Genomic DNA, 20,938 nt, shown 5'->3' with positions numbered 1-20,938 from the left:
GTCGCGTCAAGAGGAACCTTTGCCTTGTTTGAAGACTTGTCCCCTCAGACCGGGGACACACCGGGCCCCGCCGGAAAGCCAAGCAAGCCTGGAGACCGCATGCCGACAGAACAATGGACCGATCGCGTTAAGCCTCTGCTTGTCGTCCTCGCGGTGGCGCTGCTCGTGCTCGCGGCATGGCACCTTCAGCGCTTCCTGTTTCTCGTATTCGGAGCGATCCTGCTGTCGCTTGTCATCGCCTCGGCGAAGCGCTTCGTCTGCAAATGGACCGGGCTCGGCGACACCGCCTCGCTGACGATCGTCGTCCTGACATCGATCCTTGTTATTTCCGCCTTTTTCGCGCTTATGGGCGCGCGGCTCGTGGCGGAGGCGATGAACCTTGCCGACCGCATGCCGGACGTTCTTGGCAGCATCGAGAAGACGTTCGGTCTCTCCGGTATCGAGAATTGGCTGTCGGCACGCGGCGAGCAACTGCTCTCCAGTGGGTCGCTGTTCAGCAATCTGACGGGCGCGTCGTCGATCGTCATATCCAGCGTGATCGGCCTGTTCCTGGTTGTCTCGGGCGCCGTTTTCCTGGCCGCCAATCCCGGGCTCTATCGCAACGGCTTTCTCAAGCTCATCCCGCCGGAGCGTCGCGAGAAGGGCCGCGAAGTCATGACCGAACTCGCGACAGCGCTGCGTTTCTGGATCATCGGCCAGTTGATCGCCATGGTCTGCGTCGGCGTGATCACCACGGCCGGGCTCTATTTGCTCGGCGTGCCGAGCCCCTTCGGTCTCGGTGTGCTGGCAGGACTGATGGAATTCATCCCTTATGTCGGCCCCATATCAAGCGCCGTCCCGGCGATCGCCGTGGCCTTCTCGGAGGATCCCTGGCTGGCACTTTGGGTCGCGGTTCTCTACTTCGCGATCCAGCAGGCGGAAGCCATCCTCCTGATTCCGCTCATTCAGAAGCGCACCGTCAGCCTGCCGCCGGTGGTGACAATCTTCACCGTTCTCGCCTTTACGTCGCTGTTCGGCCTGTCCGGCGCGATCCTCGGCGCGCCGGCGACAGTCGTCATATTCGTGCTCGTCAAGATGCTCTGGGTGCGCGATCATCTCGACGAGGATACCGAGCTGCCGGGGGACAAGTCAGGCGATAACGCGTGATATTTGCCGCGCTGGAAGAAGACGCCCGGCACGAGTGAACGCCGGGCCTTTCGCTTACACCGCACAAGCCGCGAATGTGCGTTCCAGTTTTTCGCGGTCGAGTTCGCGGCCGATGAAGACGATGCGGCTTTCGCGCTTCTCGCTTTCCTTCCACGCGCGCTCGTGATCGCCCTCGACGATCATGTGCACACCCTGGACGACATAACGCTGCGGATCGTCCGGAAACGCGATGATCCCCTTCAGGCGCAGGATATTCGGCCCGTCGAGCTGGGTGATCTTTTGGATCCACGGCATGAACTTGCGCGGATCGACCTCGCCGCCCCGCAACGATACCGACTGGATCGTCGTACCATGGATGCCGTCATGGTGATGGTGGTGCTCGCCATCGCCGTGGTGGTGGTGATGGTGCCCGTGATCATGATCGTGGTGGTGATGATCGTGGTCGTGATCGCAATCCGGCCCGCAGGCATGGTCCGGATGATCGTGATCGAGGAAATGCGGATCGCTTTCGAGCGCGCGCTGCAGATCGAAAGCGCCGCGGTCGAGGATTTCGGACAGCCCGATATTGGACCGTTCCGTGCGATGGATGCGCGCATGCGGATTGATGGCGCGGATCGTGTGTTCCAGCGCGTGCAATTCGTCTTCCGAAACCAGGTCGGTCTTGTTGAGCAGCACGACATCGGCGAACGCGATCTGGTCCTCCGCCTCGCGGCTGTCCTTCAGCCTGAGCGGCAGGTGTTTCGCATCGACCAGCGCGACCACGGCGTCGAGCCGGGTCTTTTCGCGCACGTCGTCATCCATGAAGAAGGTCTGCGCCACGGGCGCCGGATCGGCGAGGCCGGTGGTTTCCACGACGATGGCGTCGAAGCGGCCCGGCCGCCGCATAAGCCCCTCGACCACGCGCACGAGATCGCCGCGCACCGTGCAGCAAACGCAGCCATTGTTCATCTCGTAGATTTCCTCGTCGGATTCCACGATCAAATCGTTGTCGATGCCGATCTCGCCGAACTCATTGACGATAACGGCGTAACGCTTGCCATGGTCTTCAGAGAGAATCCGGTTGAGAAGCGTGGTTTTGCCGGAGCCGAGATAGCCCGTCAGCACGGTAACGGGAATGGAGTGTTCGCTCATGATTGCCTCATCTGGGCCAAGTCTGTTTCATTCGCCATATAGGCAATCGCGACCCGCCCTGCTACCGGTCTACGACGCATAATCGTCATGCACCGGACAGGAAATAGCGGTTGATCGCCCGCTTGATCGGTGTCAAAGCGATCGCCGTCCGAATGCCAGACACTTCGGAAAACGTTACGGGAGACCAGAATGCCGCTTTACACCGTCCGCCTCGAAATGGCCCGCGAACCGGGCTTTCCCGAAGGCAACAAGAACCGTGGCTACAATCTCGTTTTGCCGCTGGGCGACGACATGAAGATCGATGGCGCGGAATGGAAGAAGCATCCCGAAGCCTGCACGGTCGAGCGTTTCTGGGACGGCGAGCGCACCGAACTCGGTTATCTCGAACGCCACCGCAAGGGCCAGTGGGTCTTCGACTACGATTTCGACGACGACGAAGACGAGGAGTCCGGCTTCCGGCTGGGCGAACACAGCTTCAACAAGGGCGAATACGTCTCGATCTCCGGCCATGACGGCAAGATGCACACCTTCACCGTCGTCGCGGTGACGCCCGCCGGCTGATCAAAATCCCGGGTGCTTCTCGATATCCTTAAGGAGCTGGAGGAGCCCCGCGACGGCGTGATCGAGGATTCTTTCGCCGATCTGCGCCGATGCGCCGCCCGAATTGCCGACGGCTCCGATTTCCGAGAGGTCTTCCATCGTCCAGCCGAAGGCGTGCGGGCCGTAGGCGCGCAGATGGTGGTAATCCCGCATGAAATCGGCCTGACGTGACGGGAAATCCCCCGCCCTGTCCATGGCGACCTTCTCCGGATGGGTCGCCAGCATGACGGACGTCTCGATCAGCCCGCCATGGATATCGAGATGCTTCGCCTCGGCGCTCATGATCCCGTCGGGCAGGCCGAACCGTGTCCAACTCGTCGCCACCGCGAGCATGTCGAACCGAACCCTGAGTTCGGTCGCAACGACGGTCATCAGCGGCGAATTTCCGCCATGGGCGTTCAGCATCACGAATTTTCGGATGCCCGAACGATGCGCCTGCTCTCCAATGCGCACCCAGCGGCGGATCGCCTGGTCCCATTCCAGCGACTTCGTGCCCGCCACATGCATGTGCTCGGGCGAATAGCCCACCTCTTCGACCGGCAGGAAAACAACTGGCGCGGAATCGGGCAGCCGCTCGATCAGCCTCTCGACGACGGCCTCCGCGATCAGGCTGTCGGTCTCGAAGGGAAGATGCGGGCCATGCTGCTCGGTCGCACCCAGCGGCAACACCGCGATCCACTGCGCCGCTTCGGCAGGCGCGCGTTCCGGCAGCTTGTCGACTCGCCGGCGGATCCGTTTCGGCTTGGCGCCTCCTTCCGTCGTCATCAGGCCTCCGCGAAGAGCTTGGCGATAGCGCCATGGTCGTGCCGAAGCCGCTCGACATCGACGCCGACCGGCGCGCCATCCTCGACAGTCCATTCGCCCTTGATCATGACACGATCCGCGCGATGCGCACCGCACAGAACCAGCGCCGCCAGCGGCTCATGCGCGCCGGAGAACCGCAATTCGTCCAGCGTGAACATCGCCAGATCGGCCTGCTTGCCGACGGCAATCGCGCCGATATCGCTGCGGCCGAGACAGGCGGCCGACCCCTCTGTCGCCCAGCGCAGCACATCGAGATGGGTCACCGTCGCGTCGTAGCGCAGACGGTTCAGCATCAGCGCATGGCGTGCGCCCTCCATCAGGTTGGAACTGTCATTCGAGGCGGAGCCATCGACGCCGAGCCCGACCTTGACGCCGGCACTCTCGAGATCCCGCGTCCGGCAGAACCCCGACGCCAGCACCGCGTTCGATGTCGGGCAATGCGAAACGCCGACCCCCGCCTTGCCGAGCCTGACGATCTCGTCATCGCCGAAATGGATGCCATGCGCCAGCCATGTCTTGTCGCCCAGCCAGCCGCAATCCTCCAGATAATCGACCGGCCGGCAGCCGAACATCGAGACGCAAAATTCGTCCTCGTCATGCGTCTCGCCCAGATGCGTATGCAGCGCGCAACCGCATGTGTTGGCGAGTGTCGCCGTATCGCGCATCAGTTCGCGCGTAACCGAGAAGGGCGAACACGGCGCCAGCGCCACCTGCAGCATCGCGCCTTCGGAGGCGTCGTGATATTTGCCGATCACCCGCTCGCAATCGGCGAGGATCGTATCGTGGTCCTGCACCACCGAATCCGGCGGTAGCCCGCCATCCTTCTTCGAAAGATTCATCGAGCCGCGATTGAGCACCATGCGCATGCCGAGCGCGGTGGCCTCCTCCGCTTGGATGTCGAGCGCATCCTCCAGACCGTCGGGAAAGACGTAGTGATGATCCGACGAACAGGTCACGCCCGACAGCATGAGTTCGGTAAGCGCCAGCCGTGTCGCCAGACGCAGGCCTTCGGGCCCGAGCCTCGCCCAGATCGGGTAGAGCGCCGTCAGCCAGTCGAACAGTTCCTTGTTGATGGCGGCCGGATGCGCCCGCGTCAGCGTCTGGTAGAAATGGTGGTGCGTGTTGATCAGCCCCGGCAGCACGACATGACGCGAGGCGTCGAACGCTATGCATTCGAGCGATGGCGACCTGCCCGCCGGTACAAGTTCGACGATTTTCCCGCCTGACACGACAATCCCGCCGGACGCGTCGCCGTCGGCGAGAATCGCGAGCGGCGACTTGATCCAGAGAGGCTTTGAAACTGTCATGAAACTACCTGAAAACCGGAAGCTTCATTCCTAGAAGATCGCGGGCGTGTCTGCCAAGTGCAGAAGCGATAGCCTGGCGCGCACTTTCGCGCCTGCCGTGCTATGACGTTGGCCAGTCTGCCTGCACGTCCGGCGACAAACCGAAAGCCCGCCCATGCTCACATGGAAGACCGCCCGGCGGATCGTCCTGCTGATAGTGCTGCTCGTCGCTGCGAATCTCGCCGGCAACTACTTCGCCGACATCTTCGGCGCGGAACTGAAAAACAGCGGCATGATCGCCCGTTGGGGCACAGCGGCGCTTGTCATCGCCTATTGCATCCTGCTCGCCATTCCCTTCGTACCCGGCGTCGAGATGGGCATGATGCTCATGGCCATACACGGCACCTCGATCGCGCTGCTGGTCTATCTGTGCACGGTCGTCGGCCTGTCGATGGCCTTTCTCGCAGGCCGTCTCGTTCCGCTCGCGGCCATCGGGCGCCTTGCGCGTTTCCTGCATCTCGAACGTGTCGCCCTTTTCATCGACGATATAGACGCCATGGATCGGCAGGACAGGCTGGCGCGGCTGATGGAAAAGGCGCCCATCCGGGCGATCCCGTTTCTCTTGCGTCACCGCCATGTCGCCCTCGCCGTGGTGCTCAACATTCCCGGCAATTCGGTTATCGGCGGCGGCGGCGGCATCGCGCTCCTCGCCGGGTCGTCACGGCTATTTTCGACGGCGGGCTTCCTCGTTGCGGTTGCGCTGGCCGTCTCGCCGGTGCCGCTTGCCTTTTACCTCTTCGGACAACGCTTTTTCCCGCCTCTTTAGCGAAGGATCGCCGGAAAACCGGCGGCTTGCTTGACCTGATTTCTTTCGTCGGCTTATTAGTCGTTCATGAATCGCTATTACATCGAAAAGGAGGCAGAGGAGGTCACCAAGCTCCTGACGAGCCTCCAGAACGCCGCCCGTGTCGGCCGCACCCACATGGCCCGCCTGCTGCAATCCACCGGGCTTTACGCTGGTCAGGAAAGCGTCATGGAACAGCTTTCCATCGAGGACGGCCAGACCCTGGGCCAGCTCGCGACAACCCTCGGCGTCAAGCCGCCCACCGTCACGAAGACAGTCACCCGTCTCGCCGAGCAGGGCTTCGTCGAACGCCGTCCCTCCGAAAAGGACGCCCGCCAGATCCATGTCTGGTTGACGGAGGAGGGCCGCGCCGTCCTCGAACACATGCAGCGCGCCATCCGCGACGCCGAAATGCGCGCCTTCGACGGCATCAAGAAGAAGGAACGCAAGCAACTCGCGAAGGTGCTTGCGAAGATCGAGGCGAATCTCGGCGAACCGCGCACCGAAAAGCCGAAAAAGAAAAGCGGCGGAAAGAAAAAAACCAAGACGGGCGACAAAGCCGCGAACGCCTAGGTCTCGGCCCATCGCGGCCGTTCGCGGAGCCTCCGGTACGCGCCAAAACGGGGGATATTCAGATTCGATTAACCACGGCGGGACCACAAGGCGGTCTTGTCGCAGCGCCTCACGCTTGCACCGCGCGCATTCTAAAAGTATTTTAAACTGTTTAAAAATTTCGGGGGGATCGGTGGCGCAAAAAATAAAGCTCTCCACCATCGGTGAGGCATTGGGCGTTTCGACAGCCACCGTGTCGCTCGCCTTGCGTGACAGTCCGCTGGTCGCCGAGGCGACCAAGGAGAAGATCAAGGCCCATGCGCGCCAGATGGGCTATATCTACAATCGGCGCGCGGCCAGCCTGCGCACCTCGAAATCGGGCATCATCGGCGTCGTCGTGCACGACATCATGAACCCTTTCTACGGCGAGATCCTGAAGTCGATCGAAACGGAACTCGACCGTTCCCGCCACACCTTCCTGCTGTCCAATCACTACGACAATGTCGACAAGCAGCGCGATTTCCTCGACACGCTGATGCAACTCGGTGCGGACGGCGTCATCATGTCCCCGGCCATCGGCACGCCGATCGAGGATATAGACCTTGTCCTGCGCAACGGCCTTCCGGTCGTATTGATCGCGCGCTCCATCCCGAAGGCCAGCCTGCCGGTCTTCCGGGGCGACGATTCCTTCGGGATAGGCCTTGCGACACGCCACCTGATTTCGCTCGGACACAAGCGCATCGCGATGATCGGCGGCACCGACGACACCTCAACGGGACGCGACCGGTACCAAGGCTATCTGACCGCGATGAAGAAAGCCGAACTCGCGGTCAAGCCGGAATGGCGCATTCCCGGGCCGCGCACCAAGCAGGCCGGCTTCGAGGCGACGGGCGAGTTCCTGGCTCTGCCCGACAAGCCGACGGCCGCCGTCTGCTGGAACGACCTCGTCGCCATCGGCCTGATGAACGGCATCGCGCGCGCCGGCCTGACGCCGGGAACCGACATTTCCGTGACCGGCTATGACGATCTGGAAGAGGCCGCTATCGCCACGCCCGCCCTGACAACCGTCTGGAACGGGCAGCCCGAGGTTGGCCGCCGCGCCGCGCGCGCCCTGCTCGACCGGATCGACGGCGTCAGCGACCAGTCTGGTACGCTCGAACTCATCCGCCCGGAACTCCATATCCGCCAGTCCACCTCGCCCGTTAAGGAACGCGCCTGACATGCCTGCAGACCTCAAATCCATCCGCATTCTGATGCCGTCGCATTTCAACGCTCACGCCGCCGCGCGCATTGAGGCGGAATTCGACGCGGTGACGATCGACGATCCCGATCCGGCGCGGATCCCGACGGAGAAACTCGCCGGCATTCGCGGCATCGCCGCCGGGCTTGGCCCGTCCTGGATCCCGGTGATCGACGCCCTGCCCCCGCTGGAAATCGTCGCCAATTTCGGCGTCGGCTACGATCCGGAATCTTCGCTTCACGCCATCGACAAGGGCGTTTGCGTCACGCACACGCCGACCGTCCTCGACGAGGAGGTCGCCGACACCGCGCTGGCGCTGCTGCTCAACACGGTGCGGGAGTTCTGGTTCGCCGAAAAATGGCTTCGCGACGGCAAATGGGAAAAAGAGGGCAACTACCCGCTGACCGGCCTGTCGCTGCGCGACAGACAAGTCGGCATTTACGGCCTCGGCCGGATCGGCAAGGCAATCGCGCGGCGCGTCGAGGCATTCGGTCTGTCGGTCAGCTATCACAACCGCAGCCGCGCCGCGGACGTCGATTATCCCTATTACGAGACGCTGGAAGGTCTCGCATCGGCTGTCGATACGCTGATCTGCGTCGTTCCGGGCACGCCGGAAACCCATCACACCGTGAACGCGGCGATCCTTCGGGCACTCGGTCCGAGCGGTGTGCTCGTCAATATCGGCCGTGGAACGGTCGTCGATGAATCGGCGCTTGTCGCGGCCCTGCGCGACGGTGTCATCGCCGCCGCCGGCCTCGACGTCTTCGAAGACGAGCCGCATGTACCGGCGGAACTCGCCGCCATGAAGAATGTCTGCCTGTTGCCGCATGTCGGCTCCGCGTCGCAGCACACGCGCCGCCTCATGGCCGATCTCGTCGTCGACAATCTTGTCTCCTGGTTCTCGAAAGGCGAAGCGCTGACCGCCGTGCCGGAAGCAAAGTCGGCAAGCCTGGCGAAACGGAAGAACGGCTGACCGATCGCCATCCCACGCCGACGCGCAGTCCCGATATCGCACAACCGCCGCATGTGTTAAGCGGCTCTCATGAGTCAGATTGCAACAACGGTACCGGCAGCCCGGCCGGGGGCCGGTATCGCCTTCATCCTGCTTGGCGTGTCGGCGATCTCGGTCAACGACATGCTTATCAAGCAGTTATCGGCGGGATACCCGCTGCACCAGATGGTGTTCACGCGCTCGCTGATCGGCATCGCCTTTTCGCTGATCCTCGCGCAACTGGAGGGCGGCATCGCAATCCTTCGCACCCAAAGACCGCTCCTGCATATCATGCGCGGCCTGGTCATCGTCGCGTCGAACCTCGCCTTCTTCACGGCGCTTGCCGTGGTGCCGCTCGCGGAGGCGACCGCCCTGTTCTTCGTCGCGCCTCTGATGATCACGCTGCTGTCGATACCGTTGCTTGGCGAGAAAGTCGGCCCCTATCGCCTCGGTGCCGTCGCCATCGGCCTCATCGGCGTGACCGTCATGATGCGCCCCTGGGAAAGCGGCAGCGAACGCCAGACAGGATTCCTGATCCTTTTACTGCCTGTCCTGGCCGCATTCACCTACGCCCTCTACCAGATCCTGACCCGCAAGCTCGGCGTGTCCACGAAGGCGTCGGCGATGGGCGTCTATGTCCAGTCGATCTTCATCCTGGTTTCGCTGGCGTTCTTCCTGGTCGCGGGCGATGGCCGCTTCGCCGAAGGAACGACCAACGAGAGCGTTCGCTTTTTGATGAGGGCGTGGATCTGGCCCCGGGGCCACGATGTCTGGCTGTTTGCAGGCCTCGGGCTGAACTCGGCGATCGTTGTCTACTGCCTCTCGCAGGCCTACCGGCTGGCCGACGCGGCAACCATCGCGCCCTTCGAATATGTCGGCCTGCCGCTCGCCGTCATGTGGGGTTGGGTTATCTGGGGCGAAATCCCGGCATCAGCTGTTTCCGTCGGCATCGTACTCATCATGGGCAGCGGGCTTTTCGTCTTCCTGCGCGAAATGCGCAAGAACCGGAAGGCCGCCTTGGCGCACCGGGTCCATCGCCGCTATTGACGAGGCCGAAGGGTCATTAGCTCCCCCTTAACCATGATTGGCCCATAGTCCCTGCGGTTTCGCGGGAGTAACGGGCAATGATGAAGTCATACACGCATTGGATCAACGGAGCAGCCGTGATGGGCGTGCTCGCCATGTTCGCCACAGGATACGGTGCCGCAGACCCCGGCGTCGACCGCATGACGACCGCATCGATCGACACGCTGGCCCGCGCCGACCGCTTCATGGTGGTCGACCATACCCGCAACCACACCTGTATCGTCGCGCTGCACCGCGCCGAGGGCTACGACATCCATCGCCTCGAACCCGGCCATTGCGGCGACATGCCCCGCGTGGCCGCAGCACGCACCTGGCAGGATACCGGACGCGGCAAGGTCTCCATTACCGACCACACCGGAAAGATCCTGATGCGCCTTTCCGCCAATGACGGCTATGGCTGGAACGTGGTCACGCCGAACGACATGAAGCTCACCTTCGAGGCGTTTTGAGCCCGCGACGTCGGTCTATCGAATAGCTCGGAACGTCGCCGCAGCCGTAGAAGTCATGCACGGGCGATGCGTGCCTCTGCTCGCACGCGCGCCGCGTCGCCGAAAGCGCGGAAAAGCGAACCGGAGGGCCCGTCCGACTTCGCCCAGTATTCGGGATGCCATTGCACGCCGACCGCGAAGCCCTTCGCATCCTTCACCGAGACCGCTTCCACGGTTCCGTCAGCGGCGGTCGCCTCCACCGCGAGACGCGGCGACAGGACCTCTATCGCCTGACGGTGAAGGGAGTTCACCTCGATCTGCGATGACCCGACGATCTTCGCAAGACAGCTGTCGGCCTTCACCGCAATGCCATGCGCGAGACCGAACCGCACATCCTGGTCATCGCTCACCGGCGCGCGATGGTCGGCCCTGTCCTCGCGGGTATGGATCTCGTGCGCGATCGACCCGCCAAGCGCGACATTGAGTTCCTGGACGCCGCGGCAGATGGCGAACAGGGGAACGCCAGCGTCGATCGCGGCCCGGATCAGCGGCAGCGCCGTCGCGTCGCGTTCCTCGTCATAGGGTTCGTGATCGGGTGTCGCCTGCTGCCCGTAATTGCGCGGATGCACATTCGACTTGGAGCCTGACAGCAAGACCCCGTCCACCCGATCGACCAGCGCCGCAAAATCGACGCGATCGCCGAAGGCCGGAACGATCAGCGGCAGGACGCCCGCCGCAGCGATTGCCGCCTCCAGATAGGTCTGCGGCGTGGCGTGCCAGCAGTAGTTGTCGAAATCACGAACGTCGGCGACAACGGCGACAATCGGCTGCATGGTCGGGGCTCCTTGGGATATCGGCCCGTCTAACGATAGAGCGGGCAGATTCGATGGCATGATTCTGCCTGTAATTTAAGCATCCCGCCGGCGCTTTTCGACAGTTTTCAAACCCGCCGGCAAATATAGACGAATAGCGTAATTTCGCCTCCCCGCTTACGCTGGACAGGTCAAGGTAAAACTGTAAGGTACGCGCCGAGTCATGCCGTGAAACTGCCCTGTTCGGGCGCTATGCGTGACCTCAGTCCGAAAGTTATCTGGGAGGATCTTATGGATCGTCGTTCGTTTATCAAGAAAACCGGTGCGGTTGGCGCCGGCGCTGCCGCCGCTACGGCGCTGGCGGCTCCTGCCATCGCGCAGTCCACTCCGAAAGTCACCTGGCGCCTCACCTCGGGTTTCCCGAAGGCGCTGGACACCATCTACGGCGCAGCAGAAGTGTTCGCCGATGCCGTCCGCGAAGCAACCGACGGCAATTTCGACATTCAGGTTTTCGCCGCCGGTGAAATCGTCGGCACGCTGGAAGCGCTCGACGCCGTCAGCGACGGAACCGTCGAAATGACCCACAACTGCTCCTACTACTTCTGGGGCAAGGATCCGACCTTCGGTATCGGAACCGGCATCCCGTTCGGCCTCAACGCCCGCATGACGAATGGCTGGATGTATGAGGGTGGCGGTATCGACATGCTCAACAAGTTCTACGAGGGCTACAACGCCATCGCCTTCCCGGCCGGCAATACCGGTGCCCAGATGGGCGGTTGGTTCCGCAAGGAGATCAACACGGTCGAGGATCTTCAGGGCCTGAAGTTCCGCATCGGCGGCATGGGCGGCAAGATCATCGAGAAGGTCGGCGTCGTCCCGCAGGGCATCCCCGGCGGCGACATCTACCCGGCCCTTGAAAAGGGTGCCATCGACGGCGCCGAGTTCGTTGGCCCGTATGACGACCAGAAGCTCGGCTTCAACAAGGTTGCGCCCTACTACTACTATCCGGGCTGGTGGGAAGGCGGCGTTGCCGTCCACAATTTCATCAACCTCGAAAAGTGGAACGAACTGCCGAAACATTACCAGGCGACCGTCAAGAACGCATCGGCTCTGGCGAACACGGTGATGATGGCGCGTTACGACACGCTGAACCCGAAGGCGCTCAAGGAACTCGCGGCTTCCGGAACGCAGCTGCGTCCCTACAGCCAGCCGATCCTCGAAGCCTGCTTCGACGCGGCAACGGAAACCTACGCCGAACTCTCCGCGGAAAACGCGACGTTCAAGGAAATCTTCGATTCCTACATGGCTTACCGCCGCGAAGGTTACCTCTGGTTCCAGCTGACGGAGTACAACTTCGACACCTTCCAGATGCTGCAGCAGCGCGCCGGCAAGCTCTAGGCTTCGCCGAGTACAAAAAAACAAACCCGGGATGTTCGCCATCCCGGGTTTTTTGTTGGCTGGCCGAAGCCGACATCTATTTCAACGTGGCGGCATCCTTTGCCAGGGCGACGACGCGATCCCAGTCGCCCGCCGCGACGGCATCCTTGGGCGCGACCCAGGACCCGCCGACGCACAGCACATTCGGCAACGACAGGTAGTCGGAAGCGTTTTTCGCCGACACGCCGCCGGTCGGGCAGAAATTGACGCCGCCGAAAGGCGAGGAAAGGGATTTCAGATAGGCCGCCCCACCCGCCTGTTCGGCGGGAAAGAACTTCAACAGCGAGTATCCGTCCTCCAGCGCTGCCATGATTTCGCTCGAGGTCACCGCGCCAGGCAGAAGCGGAACCGGACTGCCCTGCGCCGCATCGACGAGTTCGGGAGTCAGGCCCGGGCTGACGATGAACTTCGAGCCGGCGTCGACAGCCTCCTCGAACTGTCCCGCATTGAGGATCGTCCCCGCACCGACGAGTGCCTCCGGCACCTCGGCCGCGACGCGGCGGATGCTTTCGAGCGCGGCATCGGTGCGCAGAGTGATCTCGATTGCCGGCAAGCCGCCGGCAACGAGCGCCTTCGCCAGCGGAACCGCGTCCCCGGCGTCGTCGAGCACGATCACCGGTATCACGGGTTGACCAGTCATGATGGGAAGCAGGGCTTCGGTATTCTGCGGCATGAAACTGACCCCTTTGATTATCGCTCAACCTTTAAATCGGTTTAGACGCGCGGTCCAGACCGTTTCCGGACAATCCGCGCGACCAGCGGGAGCATATTCCGTACGAGCCGCGTCAGCCAGACCGCCTTGCCCGACATCGTCGAGCCGGGAAGCGCGGCGCGCAAGGCGGCAAGCGTCCGAGGTCCGGCGACGCCATCGACGACGAGCCCCATCTCGGCCTGGAAATCCTCGACCCGTCGGGCGGTTGCCGGCCCGAACCGTCCGTCCGGCGCAAGCGGATGACCGGCCGCCGTCAGCATACGCTGCAAGTCGGCAACATCCTCGCCCCTGTCACCGCGCCGCAGCCCGTTTGCCTTGTCCTTTTGCTCACCATCGCGCGCATGCCGGGCATAAGCCGAAGCGATCCGGCTGTCGTAGCGATGCACCTTGTAGCGCGGCCCATTATAGGCGCGTGCGAACGCCGCCCAGTCCCGCGCTTCGATGACACCGATCAATCCGTTCTTCTCCAGGAAGCGCAGCATCAGCCGGACCTGTCCCGCGACGCCAGACCGGGCCTCGTCGACAAGCGATTCCACCGAGCCATAACCGAGGCTTTTCCAGTGCGAGCCCATCACCTGGCCGATCCCCCAGGAAACGGATTGCAGCGCTGCCTTGTGATCGATCGCCATCGCCTCCTCCAGGAGACGCCAGCGCGCTGTCTGCGATGCCGGGTTCTTCACCGCGCCCATCGTCGGCGATGCCAATCCCTTCGACCGCGCTTCGTTTCGTTTCCCGTCAGCCACCAGCCGGTCGAAATAATGCCCTTCGAAACGGATCAGCGGCTCTTTCCTGCCGCCGACATTTGCGAAGGCCCGCCCTCCGGATTCTACCTCCGCAATCGCCAGCAAAGCGGCAGGCTCGATCCCCTGCGCCCGGGCTACGGATTCGATTTCCTTGATTGTCGCAGCTGAAAACATCGCATCACCCCGGGTTTCGATTACTGGTCGAAAGAATGGGGGCGATGCGGAACCGGTGGATCAGATTTTCTGGTCGCGCGGCGCGCTGATCGGAAAGATGCGCCCGGATCGGGTACCCGGCTTCATGGGGAGCAGCCTACTTATGGCACGGACAATTGCGCTCCAGAAAGCCGCGACTTCCTGCCTACGGATCGAAGTCGCTATCGCCGCATGACTCTCGCGGTCTACCGATCCATCGGCGCGGCGATGGACGTGATGGAGATAGGGGGTTGGCATGTCTCGATCCTCTAGATTGCTGATATCTCGATGCTGCCCGTCCGCCGCGTGCCGCGCTTGAAGGTTTCCTTGCCAATGTCTTGTGATTCTCCTGTTTGTTGGTTTCGCCCCACCTTTCCGGTCGCCCGGTCGCTTCCCCCCGTGGTATTGACAGGCCATGCACTACCGGTTTGGCGATTGCGAACTGCGGCCGGACAGCCACGAGCTGGTCGTCGGCGGAAACACCAGGACGGTGGAGCCGCAGGTCTTCGACATATTGCTGCATCTGGTCCGCAACGCCGGCACGCTTGTCACGCAGGATGATCTGATTAACGTCGTCTGGAACGGGCGCATCGTGTCCGATTCCGCGATCAGCGCACGCATCAGCGCGGCGCGCGCCGCCGTAGGCGACAATGGCCGCGAACAGTCCATCATCAAGACTGTCCCGAGGCGCGGATTTCGGTTTGTCGCACCGGTGGAGACCACGGAGGAACCGGCTCCCCATTCGGCAGCATCCCGCGCCGACGAAAATCAGCGCATCCGCTTCTGCCGCGCTCCGGACGGCACGCGCATCGCTTTCGCGACCACCGGGTCGGGTTATCCGCTCCTTCGCGCGGGTCATTGGCTGACTCATCTCGAACATGACTGGAACAGCCTCGTTTGGCGGCCTTTCCTCGATCGAATGGGTCAGGATTTCGAGGTCACCCGTTATGACCAGCGTGGCAACGGCTTGTCGGACTGGGACATTGACGAGTTTTCGCTCGATCGCTTTGTCGATGACCTCGAAGCGGTTGCAGACAGCGCCGGGCTCGGGCGCTTCGCGCTCTACGGCACGTCACAGGGGGCGCCGATTGCCGTCACCTATGCCGTTCGCCACCCCGAGCGCGTCAGTCACCTGATCCTGCATGGCGGCTATGTGAAGGGGCGCATGCTGCGCGTGAGCCGGGAAGAACGTGAACAGGGAGAAGCGCTTCTGACGCTGATCCGCCACGGTTGGGGCAAGCCCGGCTCTCCCTTCATCCAGGCGTTCTCTTCGATCTATATTCCCGCCGGTACGCGTGAGCAGATTGCGTCATTGACCGAGTTGCAGCGCCTGACGACCTCGCCGGACAATGCTGCACGGATCCGCGCCGCGGTCGATGAATTCGATGTCGGAGACCTGATTGACCGGATCGCCGTGCCGACACTCGTCATCCATGCGCGCGATGACGGCGTGCAGCCGCTCGATCAGGGCCGCGAACTGGCTGCCGGCATCAACAATGCCGAATTCGTCATGCTGGACAGTCCGAACCATACGATTCTGGAGCAAGAGAGCGCGTTTGAGGTTCTTTTCCGCTCCATTGCCCGTTTCGTTAAGGAAGACGAGGCCCTGTGACGGCGTCTCCCCCTTGCCTCCATGCCACGACGGCATTAACCGGAAACGATGGACAAAAACCCGCGCTATACGGTCGCCGCGCTTTATCACTTCGCGAAATTCGACCGCTACGAAGCCTTCAAGCCCGAACTCGAGGCCCTGTGCCTCGAAGCGGGGCTGAAAGGCACGCTGTTGCTTGCCTCGGAAGGTATCAACGGCACGGTGGCCGGCCCACGTGAAGGCATCGACAGGCTGATCGCGTTCCTGCACGAGCAGCCGGAATTCGCGGAACTCGAATACAAACTGAGTTGGGCGGAAAGCGAACCCTTCCTGCGCCTCAAGGTGCGCCTGAAGAAGGAAATCGTCACCATGGGCGTGCCGGGCACGGACCCGAAACAGATCGTCGGCACCTATGTCGCGCCGCGCGACTGGAATGAACTGATTTCCGATCCCGACACTGTCGTGGTCGATACGCGCAACGACTACGAATATGCCATCGGCACATTCGAGAAGGCCATCGATCCGCGCACGAAGACCTTTCGCGAGTTTCCTGACTGGGTTCGCCGCCACGACAACGAGCTGAAGGGCAAGAAGGTCGCCATGTTCTGCACTGGCGGCATTCGCTGCGAAAAGGCGACCGCTTTCGTCAAATCCCTCGGTTTCGACGACGTCTATCACCTGAAGGGCGGTATCCTGAAATATCTCGAAGAGGTGCCCGAGGAGGAAAGCCTCTGGCATGGCGACTGCTTCGTCTTCGACGAGCGTGTGGCGGTCGGGCACGGGCTCGAACCCGGTGATTATTCGCTCTGCCGCGCCTGCCGGCATCCCCTGACACCCGAAGAGGCGAGATCGGAGAAGTTCGTCGAAGGTGTCTCGTGCCCGCACTGTTTCGACCAGCGCTCGGAGGAAGACCGCGCCCGCTACGCCGAGCGTCAGCACCAGATCGCGCTTGCGAAAAAGCGCGGCGAAAAGCACCTCGGCGGCTGATGCTGGACGCAACCGATACGCCGGTCTTCGCACCGGCGACGATGCAACGATCCCACGGCGCCGGCACACTCGCGGTCAAGCATTCAGGCGGCCGCAGCCGCATCGACAGGCTGCACCAGTCCGGCAATGCCAAGATCCGCATTCCCCGCACGCATGGCCATGCCCTGGAAGCCGTGCTGATCAACACATCCGGCGGCATCACCGGCGGCGATACGCTGAAATGGTCACTGGACGCCGGGTCCCACACACACACGATCGTCACGACCCAGGCCTGCGAGCGGATCTACCGTTCGACCGGCGAAACCGGGATGCAGCAGGCCAACATTCGCCTCGGCGACGGCTCCAGCCTGTTCTGGCTGCCGCAGGAGACGATCCTGTTCGATCGCGGTCGCTTCCGCCGCGAACTCGATGTGAACGTGTCGGGCAATGCGTGCTTCCTGGGGCTCGAAATTCTGGTCCTCGGCCGCGAAGCGATGGGCGAGACCGTCGATGAGGGCCATTTCCACGACCGCTGGCGCATTCGCCGCGACGGCGACCTCGTCCATGCCGACGACCTCCGCTTCGTCATCGCCCCGGAAAACGACATGGGTGGCCCCGCCCGCCTCGGAAAGAACCGCGCGATCGCGACGCTCGTCAGCGTCACGCCCGAAGATGCCGAAAGTCTCGACCTGAAAGTCACGGCAGTGCGGACCTTGCTTCGGGATACCGAAGGCGGCGCGAGCCGGATCGGCGAGGATGGCAAAGGCAAACTTGTCGTTCGCATCGCAGCGCCATCGAGTTACCTGCTCCGCAAGCAATTGATTCCGGTGATCAGGCTGTTTCTCGGCGATCACGCCATGCCCAAGGTCTGGAACCTCTAGGAGGCCTGAAGGCCCGGACTTAACGGCTTGGCAACCTTGCCTCACTACAAGATGTTGCGGATTTCCCACGCGTAACGGGATACGGCCATCGGCATGCAACTCGATCCCCTCACATTGATGATCCCCGCGATCATCGCGACCGGTTTTGCCGGTCTGCTGCTGTTTGGCGCATGGTTTTACAGCAACCGGTCGCAGGCGCTACTGTGGTGGGGCGCGGCAAACAGCTTCAATGCCGCCGGCATAGCGCTGATCGCCGCCGGTCTTTTCATGCAACATCCGATTTTGACCGCCGTGGGGGTGGGGATCACCACATTCGCGCCTGCCATGTTCTGGGGCGGCGCTCGGCAATTCAACAATGCATCGACGCCGACCTTGATCCTGATGGCGGGATTTGCCGCATGGCTGATCATGGTCGCGTTTCCGTTTGGTCTCGACAATCAGAGATGGTCCACTGTCGCATCCCTGGTCGCCTGGTCGATCTATCTACCTGCCGCGATCTGGGAACTCTGGCGCTCGCGCAGGGAAGCGCTTGCCGCCCGCTGGCCACTGATGGGCTTCCTGGCCGTCCATGCGCTGGTTTATATCGGCGCGACCATCGAGACGATCGCCTATTCGCCTCTCCTGAACCAGCCGCCGGCGCTCACGAGCTGGTTCGGGATCATACATTTCGAAACCACTCTCTTTGTGATGGGCTCCGCGTTCTGCATGGTCCTGATCTGCAAGGAACGTATCGTGCAGGGCTACATGGAAGCGGCGAGGGTCGATCCGCTGACCGGCACAGCGAACCGCGCGGCCTTCTTCGAACGCGCCGCGCGCCTTTGTCAGCGCTGTCGCGAACAGCAGGCGCCCTTCTCACTGATCATGTTCGATCTCGACCGCTTCAAGTTGATCAACGATACGTTCGGCCATCAGGTCGGCGATCGCATCCTGCGTGATTTCGCCGACACGGTACGGCTTTCGCTTCGGCCGAACGACCTTTTCGGCCGCTATGGCGGCGAGGAGTTTCTCGTCGTCCTGCCCGGTGCATCAATCGAGACAGCCTATGTGATCGCCGAGCGTGTCCGCTCTGTCTTCGCGTCAGGCAATGCGTCTATCGAAGGCAAGTCGATCCCGGCAACGGTGAGCGCCGGCGTGACCAGCACCCACACCGACATACCGCTCGGGGCGATGATCGAGGCCGCCGATCAGGCGATGTATTCCGCCAAACGCGCCGGCCGCAATCGCGTCGAACGCGCGATCATCGAAGACCCGGCCGGCGATTCCAAGGTCGTCCGGATCGCCTGACCGCGCGGACCGGGAACGCCCCTCTTTCCTCTTCTCGATCCGTCTTTGCGCCCTTCGTGGCAAAAACCGGTTGTTAGTTACAAACGTAACCATTACGAACGAATTGATTGCGATGCGAACCGCTCATGATACGGGAGGATGGGCGACGGCGGCATGCGATCGCATCCTCCCGCACGCTCGCCCGACCGCACCGCCAAGGATAACAAGGACGGACCGATGAAACTCGCCACCCTCGACAACGGAACCCGCGACGGCCGACTGGTCGTCGTCTCCCGCGATCTCACGCACTGCACGGACGCGACCGCCATCGCGCCCACCCTGCAGGCCGCCCTCGACGACTGGGAGCATGTCGCCCCGAAGCTGGAGGCGCTGGCCGAAAGCCTGTCGCACGATGCCGTGCCGACCGAGCGCTTCCATGAGCACGACGCGCTGTCGCCGCTGCCCCGCGCCTATCAGTGGGCGGATGGCTCGGCTTACGTCAATCACGTCGAACTGGTCCGAAAGGCGCGCGGCGCAGAGTTGCCCGAAAGCTTCTGGAGCGACCCGCTGATGTACCAGGGCGGTTCCGATGCCTTCCTCGCGCCCCGTGCGCCGATCGTCATGGCCGACGAAGCCTGGGGTATCGACATGGAGGGCGAAGTCGCCGTCATCACCGGTGACGTGCCGATGGGCGCGACGCCCGCGCAGGCTAAGGACACGATCCGTCTCGTCATGCTCGTCAACGACGTTTCGTTGCGCGGCCTGATCCCCGGCGAACTCGCCAAGGGCTTCGGCTTTTTCCATTCGAAACCCTCCTCCGCCTTTTCTCCTGTCGCCGTGACGCCGGATGAGCTGGGCGACGCCTGGGACGGCGGCAAGGTGACCCTGCCGCTTTGCGTCGATCTGAACGGCAAGCCGCTCGGCCGCGCCAATGCCGGCGTCGACATGACATTCGAATTCCCCGATATCGTCGCCCATGCCGCCAAGACCCGCCCGCTCGGCGCAGGCGCCATCGTCGGGTCAGGCACCGTCTCCAACAAGGATGCGGACGGCAGCCCGGGCAAGCCCGTCGCCGATGGCGGCCTCGGCTATTCCTGCCTCGCGGAAGTCCGCATGATCGAGACGATCCTCGAGGGCGAAGCAAAAACGCCCTTCATGCGCTTTGGCGACACAGTGCGCATCGAGATGAAGGATGCCGAAGGCCACTCGATCTTCGGTGCAATCGAACAAACCGTCGAAAAATACGAAGGAACCGACTGATGGCCAAGCAATTCGCTTCTGCCGGCGACCTCGCCGAAAAGAAAATCTCCTTTACCGAGATCGGACGCGACCTCTGGGCCTTCACCGCCGAGGGCGATCCGAATACCGGCGTCATCATCGGTGACGACTCGGTCATGATCGTCGAGGCGCAGGCCACGCCGGAGCTCGCCAACAAGGTCATCGAAAAGGTCCGCTCCGTCACCGACAAACCGATCAGCCATCTGGTGCTGACCCATTATCACGCCGTGCGCGTGCTCGGTGCCGCCGCCTACAAGGCGCCGACGGTCATCATGAGCGAAAAGGCGCGCTCCATGGTCGTCGAGCGCGGTGCGGAGGATCGTGAGTCCGAATTCATGCGTTTCCCGCGCCTGTTCATGGGCTATGACGACATCGCCAAGGTGCCGCCATTGACCTGGCCGACCGCGACCTTCAACGACCGCATGACCGTCTATCTCGGCAAGCGCCGTGTTGATCTTCGTTTCCTCGGCCGGGCTCACACCGCCGGCGACATCGTCATCCATGTGCCGGACGAGAACGTCATGTTCACCGGCGACATCGTCGAGTACCACTCGGCCTGCTATTGCGGCGACGGGCATTTCAACGATTGGCCGGCGACGCTGGAAGCGATCCGCGCTTTCGACGTCGAGGCGATCGCGCCCGGCCGCGGCGACGCGCTGGTCGGCAAGGACATGGTCAACAAGGCGCTGACCAACACGGCGGACTTCGTTTCATCGACCTACCGGCCGGTCGCCCGCATAGCCCAGGGCGGCGGCTCGCTGAAGGAGGCCTGGGACGCCTGCCGCTCGGAATGCGATCCGAAATTCTCCGACTACGCGATTTACGAGCACTGCCTGCCTTTCAATGTGGGGCGCGCCTATGACGAAGCGCTGGGCATAGACACGCCGCGCATCTGGACGGCGGAACGTGACGCGGCCCTGTGGGCGGATCTCCAGGGCTGATCGCAGGAGCTAAT

At 62.7% G+C, this 20,938-nt stretch carries 21 protein-coding genes; 15 read left to right on the top strand and 6 right to left on the bottom strand.

Annotation, left to right across the window (positions count from 1 at the left end):
• Positions 1-99 precede the first annotated feature (99 nt).
• A complete protein-coding gene (locus LC343_RS16400) occupies positions 100-1,146 on the top strand; it encodes an AI-2E family transporter (RefSeq protein WP_223478240.1) in 1,047 nt (348 codons plus the stop codon).
• Positions 1,147-1,200: 54 nt separating this feature from the next.
• Here LC343_RS16400 and LC343_RS16395 read toward each other — a convergent pair whose 3' ends face one another.
• A complete protein-coding gene (locus LC343_RS16395; protein WP_223478239.1) occupies positions 1,201-2,277 on the bottom strand; it encodes a CobW family GTP-binding protein in 1,077 nt (358 codons plus the stop codon).
• A 189-nt stretch (positions 2,278-2,466) separates the two neighbouring features.
• On the opposite strand from LC343_RS16395, the gene LC343_RS16390 reads away from it, so the two are divergent.
• Positions 2,467-2,838, top strand: a complete 372-nt coding sequence (locus LC343_RS16390; RefSeq protein WP_223478238.1) for a hypothetical protein — start codon at positions 2,467-2,469, stop codon at positions 2,836-2,838.
• On the opposite strand, the gene LC343_RS16385 is transcribed toward LC343_RS16390, so the two are convergent.
• Positions 2,839-3,642 carry a creatininase family protein gene (locus LC343_RS16385; RefSeq protein WP_223478237.1) on the bottom strand — a complete coding sequence of 268 codons (804 nt, stop codon included), beginning with the start codon at positions 3,640-3,642 and terminating at the stop codon, positions 2,839-2,841.
• Positions 3,642-4,988 carry an 8-oxoguanine deaminase gene (locus tag LC343_RS16380; protein WP_223478236.1) on the bottom strand — a complete coding sequence of 449 codons (1,347 nt, stop codon included), beginning with the start codon at positions 4,986-4,988 and terminating at the stop codon, positions 3,642-3,644. Before LC343_RS16380 ends, LC343_RS16385 begins: the two co-directional genes overlap by 1 nt.
• Before the next feature lie 154 nt (positions 4,989-5,142).
• On the opposite strand from LC343_RS16380, the gene LC343_RS16375 reads away from it, so the two are divergent.
• The 6 genes from LC343_RS16375 (at position 5,143) to LC343_RS16350 (ending at position 10,129) form a co-directional block, all read left to right on the top strand.
• Positions 5,143-5,793: a hypothetical protein gene (locus LC343_RS16375; protein WP_223478235.1), complete on the top strand. Its 651-nt coding sequence runs from the start codon at positions 5,143-5,145 to the stop codon at positions 5,791-5,793.
• Positions 5,794-5,859: 66 nt separating this feature from the next.
• On the top strand, positions 5,860-6,384 hold the full coding sequence (locus LC343_RS16370) for a MarR family winged helix-turn-helix transcriptional regulator (protein WP_223478234.1): 525 nt from the start codon (positions 5,860-5,862) through the stop codon (positions 6,382-6,384).
• A gap of 172 nt (positions 6,385-6,556) precedes the next feature.
• Entirely contained in the window at positions 6,557-7,582 is a 1,026-nt protein-coding gene (locus LC343_RS16365; protein ID WP_223478233.1) for a LacI family DNA-binding transcriptional regulator, read from the top strand.
• Position 7,583: 1 nt separating this feature from the next.
• The gene (locus LC343_RS16360; protein ID WP_223478232.1) at positions 7,584-8,576 is read left to right on the top strand and encodes a 2-hydroxyacid dehydrogenase; all 993 of its coding nucleotides are present in this window, start codon (positions 7,584-7,586) and stop codon (positions 8,574-8,576) included.
• 69 nt (positions 8,577-8,645) lie between these two features.
• Complete coding sequence (locus tag LC343_RS16355) at positions 8,646-9,641, top strand: DMT family transporter (RefSeq protein ID WP_223478231.1); 996 nt, start codon at positions 8,646-8,648, stop codon at positions 9,639-9,641.
• 77 nt (positions 9,642-9,718) lie between these two features.
• Complete coding sequence (locus LC343_RS16350; protein ID WP_223478230.1) at positions 9,719-10,129, top strand: hypothetical protein; 411 nt, start codon at positions 9,719-9,721, stop codon at positions 10,127-10,129.
• A gap of 53 nt (positions 10,130-10,182) precedes the next feature.
• On the opposite strand, the gene LC343_RS16345 is transcribed toward LC343_RS16350, so the two are convergent.
• Positions 10,183-10,941, bottom strand: coding sequence for a gamma-glutamyl-gamma-aminobutyrate hydrolase family protein (locus LC343_RS16345; RefSeq protein ID WP_223478229.1), 759 nt, complete (start codon positions 10,939-10,941; stop codon positions 10,183-10,185).
• A 270-nt stretch (positions 10,942-11,211) separates the two neighbouring features.
• Here LC343_RS16345 and LC343_RS16340 point away from each other — a divergent pair, with 270 nt between their 5' ends.
• Positions 11,212-12,318 (top strand): TRAP transporter substrate-binding protein, encoded by a 1,107-nt coding sequence (locus tag LC343_RS16340; protein WP_223478228.1) that lies wholly within the window; start codon positions 11,212-11,214, stop codon positions 12,316-12,318.
• Between the two features lie 76 nt (positions 12,319-12,394).
• On the opposite strand, the gene LC343_RS16335 is transcribed toward LC343_RS16340, so the two are convergent.
• Positions 12,395-13,030: a 2-dehydro-3-deoxy-phosphogluconate aldolase gene (locus tag LC343_RS16335; RefSeq protein WP_223478227.1), complete on the bottom strand. Its 636-nt coding sequence runs from the start codon at positions 13,028-13,030 to the stop codon at positions 12,395-12,397.
• A gap of 41 nt (positions 13,031-13,071) precedes the next feature.
• Complete coding sequence (locus LC343_RS16330) at positions 13,072-13,986, bottom strand: N-acetylmuramidase domain-containing protein (protein WP_223478226.1); 915 nt, start codon at positions 13,984-13,986, stop codon at positions 13,072-13,074.
• Positions 13,987-14,419: 433 nt separating this feature from the next.
• On the opposite strand from LC343_RS16330, the gene LC343_RS16325 reads away from it, so the two are divergent.
• The 6 genes from LC343_RS16325 (at position 14,420) to LC343_RS16300 (ending at position 20,924) form a co-directional block, all read left to right on the top strand.
• The gene (locus tag LC343_RS16325; protein WP_223478225.1) at positions 14,420-15,616 is read left to right on the top strand and encodes an alpha/beta hydrolase; all 1,197 of its coding nucleotides are present in this window, start codon (positions 14,420-14,422) and stop codon (positions 15,614-15,616) included.
• A 48-nt stretch (positions 15,617-15,664) separates the two neighbouring features.
• Positions 15,665-16,582, top strand: coding sequence for an oxygen-dependent tRNA uridine(34) hydroxylase TrhO (trhO, locus tag LC343_RS16320; protein ID WP_223478224.1), 918 nt, complete (start codon positions 15,665-15,667; stop codon positions 16,580-16,582).
• Positions 16,582-17,442: an urease accessory protein UreD gene (locus LC343_RS16315; protein WP_223478223.1), complete on the top strand. Its 861-nt coding sequence runs from the start codon at positions 16,582-16,584 to the stop codon at positions 17,440-17,442. The genes trhO and LC343_RS16315 overlap by 1 nt, the downstream gene beginning before the upstream one ends.
• Positions 17,443-17,535: 93 nt before the next feature.
• Positions 17,536-18,726 carry a GGDEF domain-containing protein gene (locus LC343_RS16310; protein WP_223478222.1) on the top strand — a complete coding sequence of 397 codons (1,191 nt, stop codon included), beginning with the start codon at positions 17,536-17,538 and terminating at the stop codon, positions 18,724-18,726.
• A 216-nt stretch (positions 18,727-18,942) separates the two neighbouring features.
• Entirely contained in the window at positions 18,943-19,965 is a 1,023-nt protein-coding gene (locus LC343_RS16305; protein ID WP_223478221.1) for a fumarylacetoacetate hydrolase family protein, read from the top strand.
• The gene (locus LC343_RS16300; RefSeq protein ID WP_223478220.1) at positions 19,965-20,924 is read left to right on the top strand and encodes an MBL fold metallo-hydrolase; all 960 of its coding nucleotides are present in this window, start codon (positions 19,965-19,967) and stop codon (positions 20,922-20,924) included. The genes LC343_RS16305 and LC343_RS16300 overlap by 1 nt, the downstream gene beginning before the upstream one ends.
• Positions 20,925-20,938: the final 14 nt, after the last annotated feature.

The sequence above is a fragment of the Oricola indica genome (genome assembly GCF_019966595.1).
Lineage (GTDB): Bacteria > Pseudomonadota > Alphaproteobacteria > Rhizobiales > Rhizobiaceae > Oricola > Oricola indica.
This window is presented reverse-complemented; position numbering and strand designations above follow the sequence as displayed.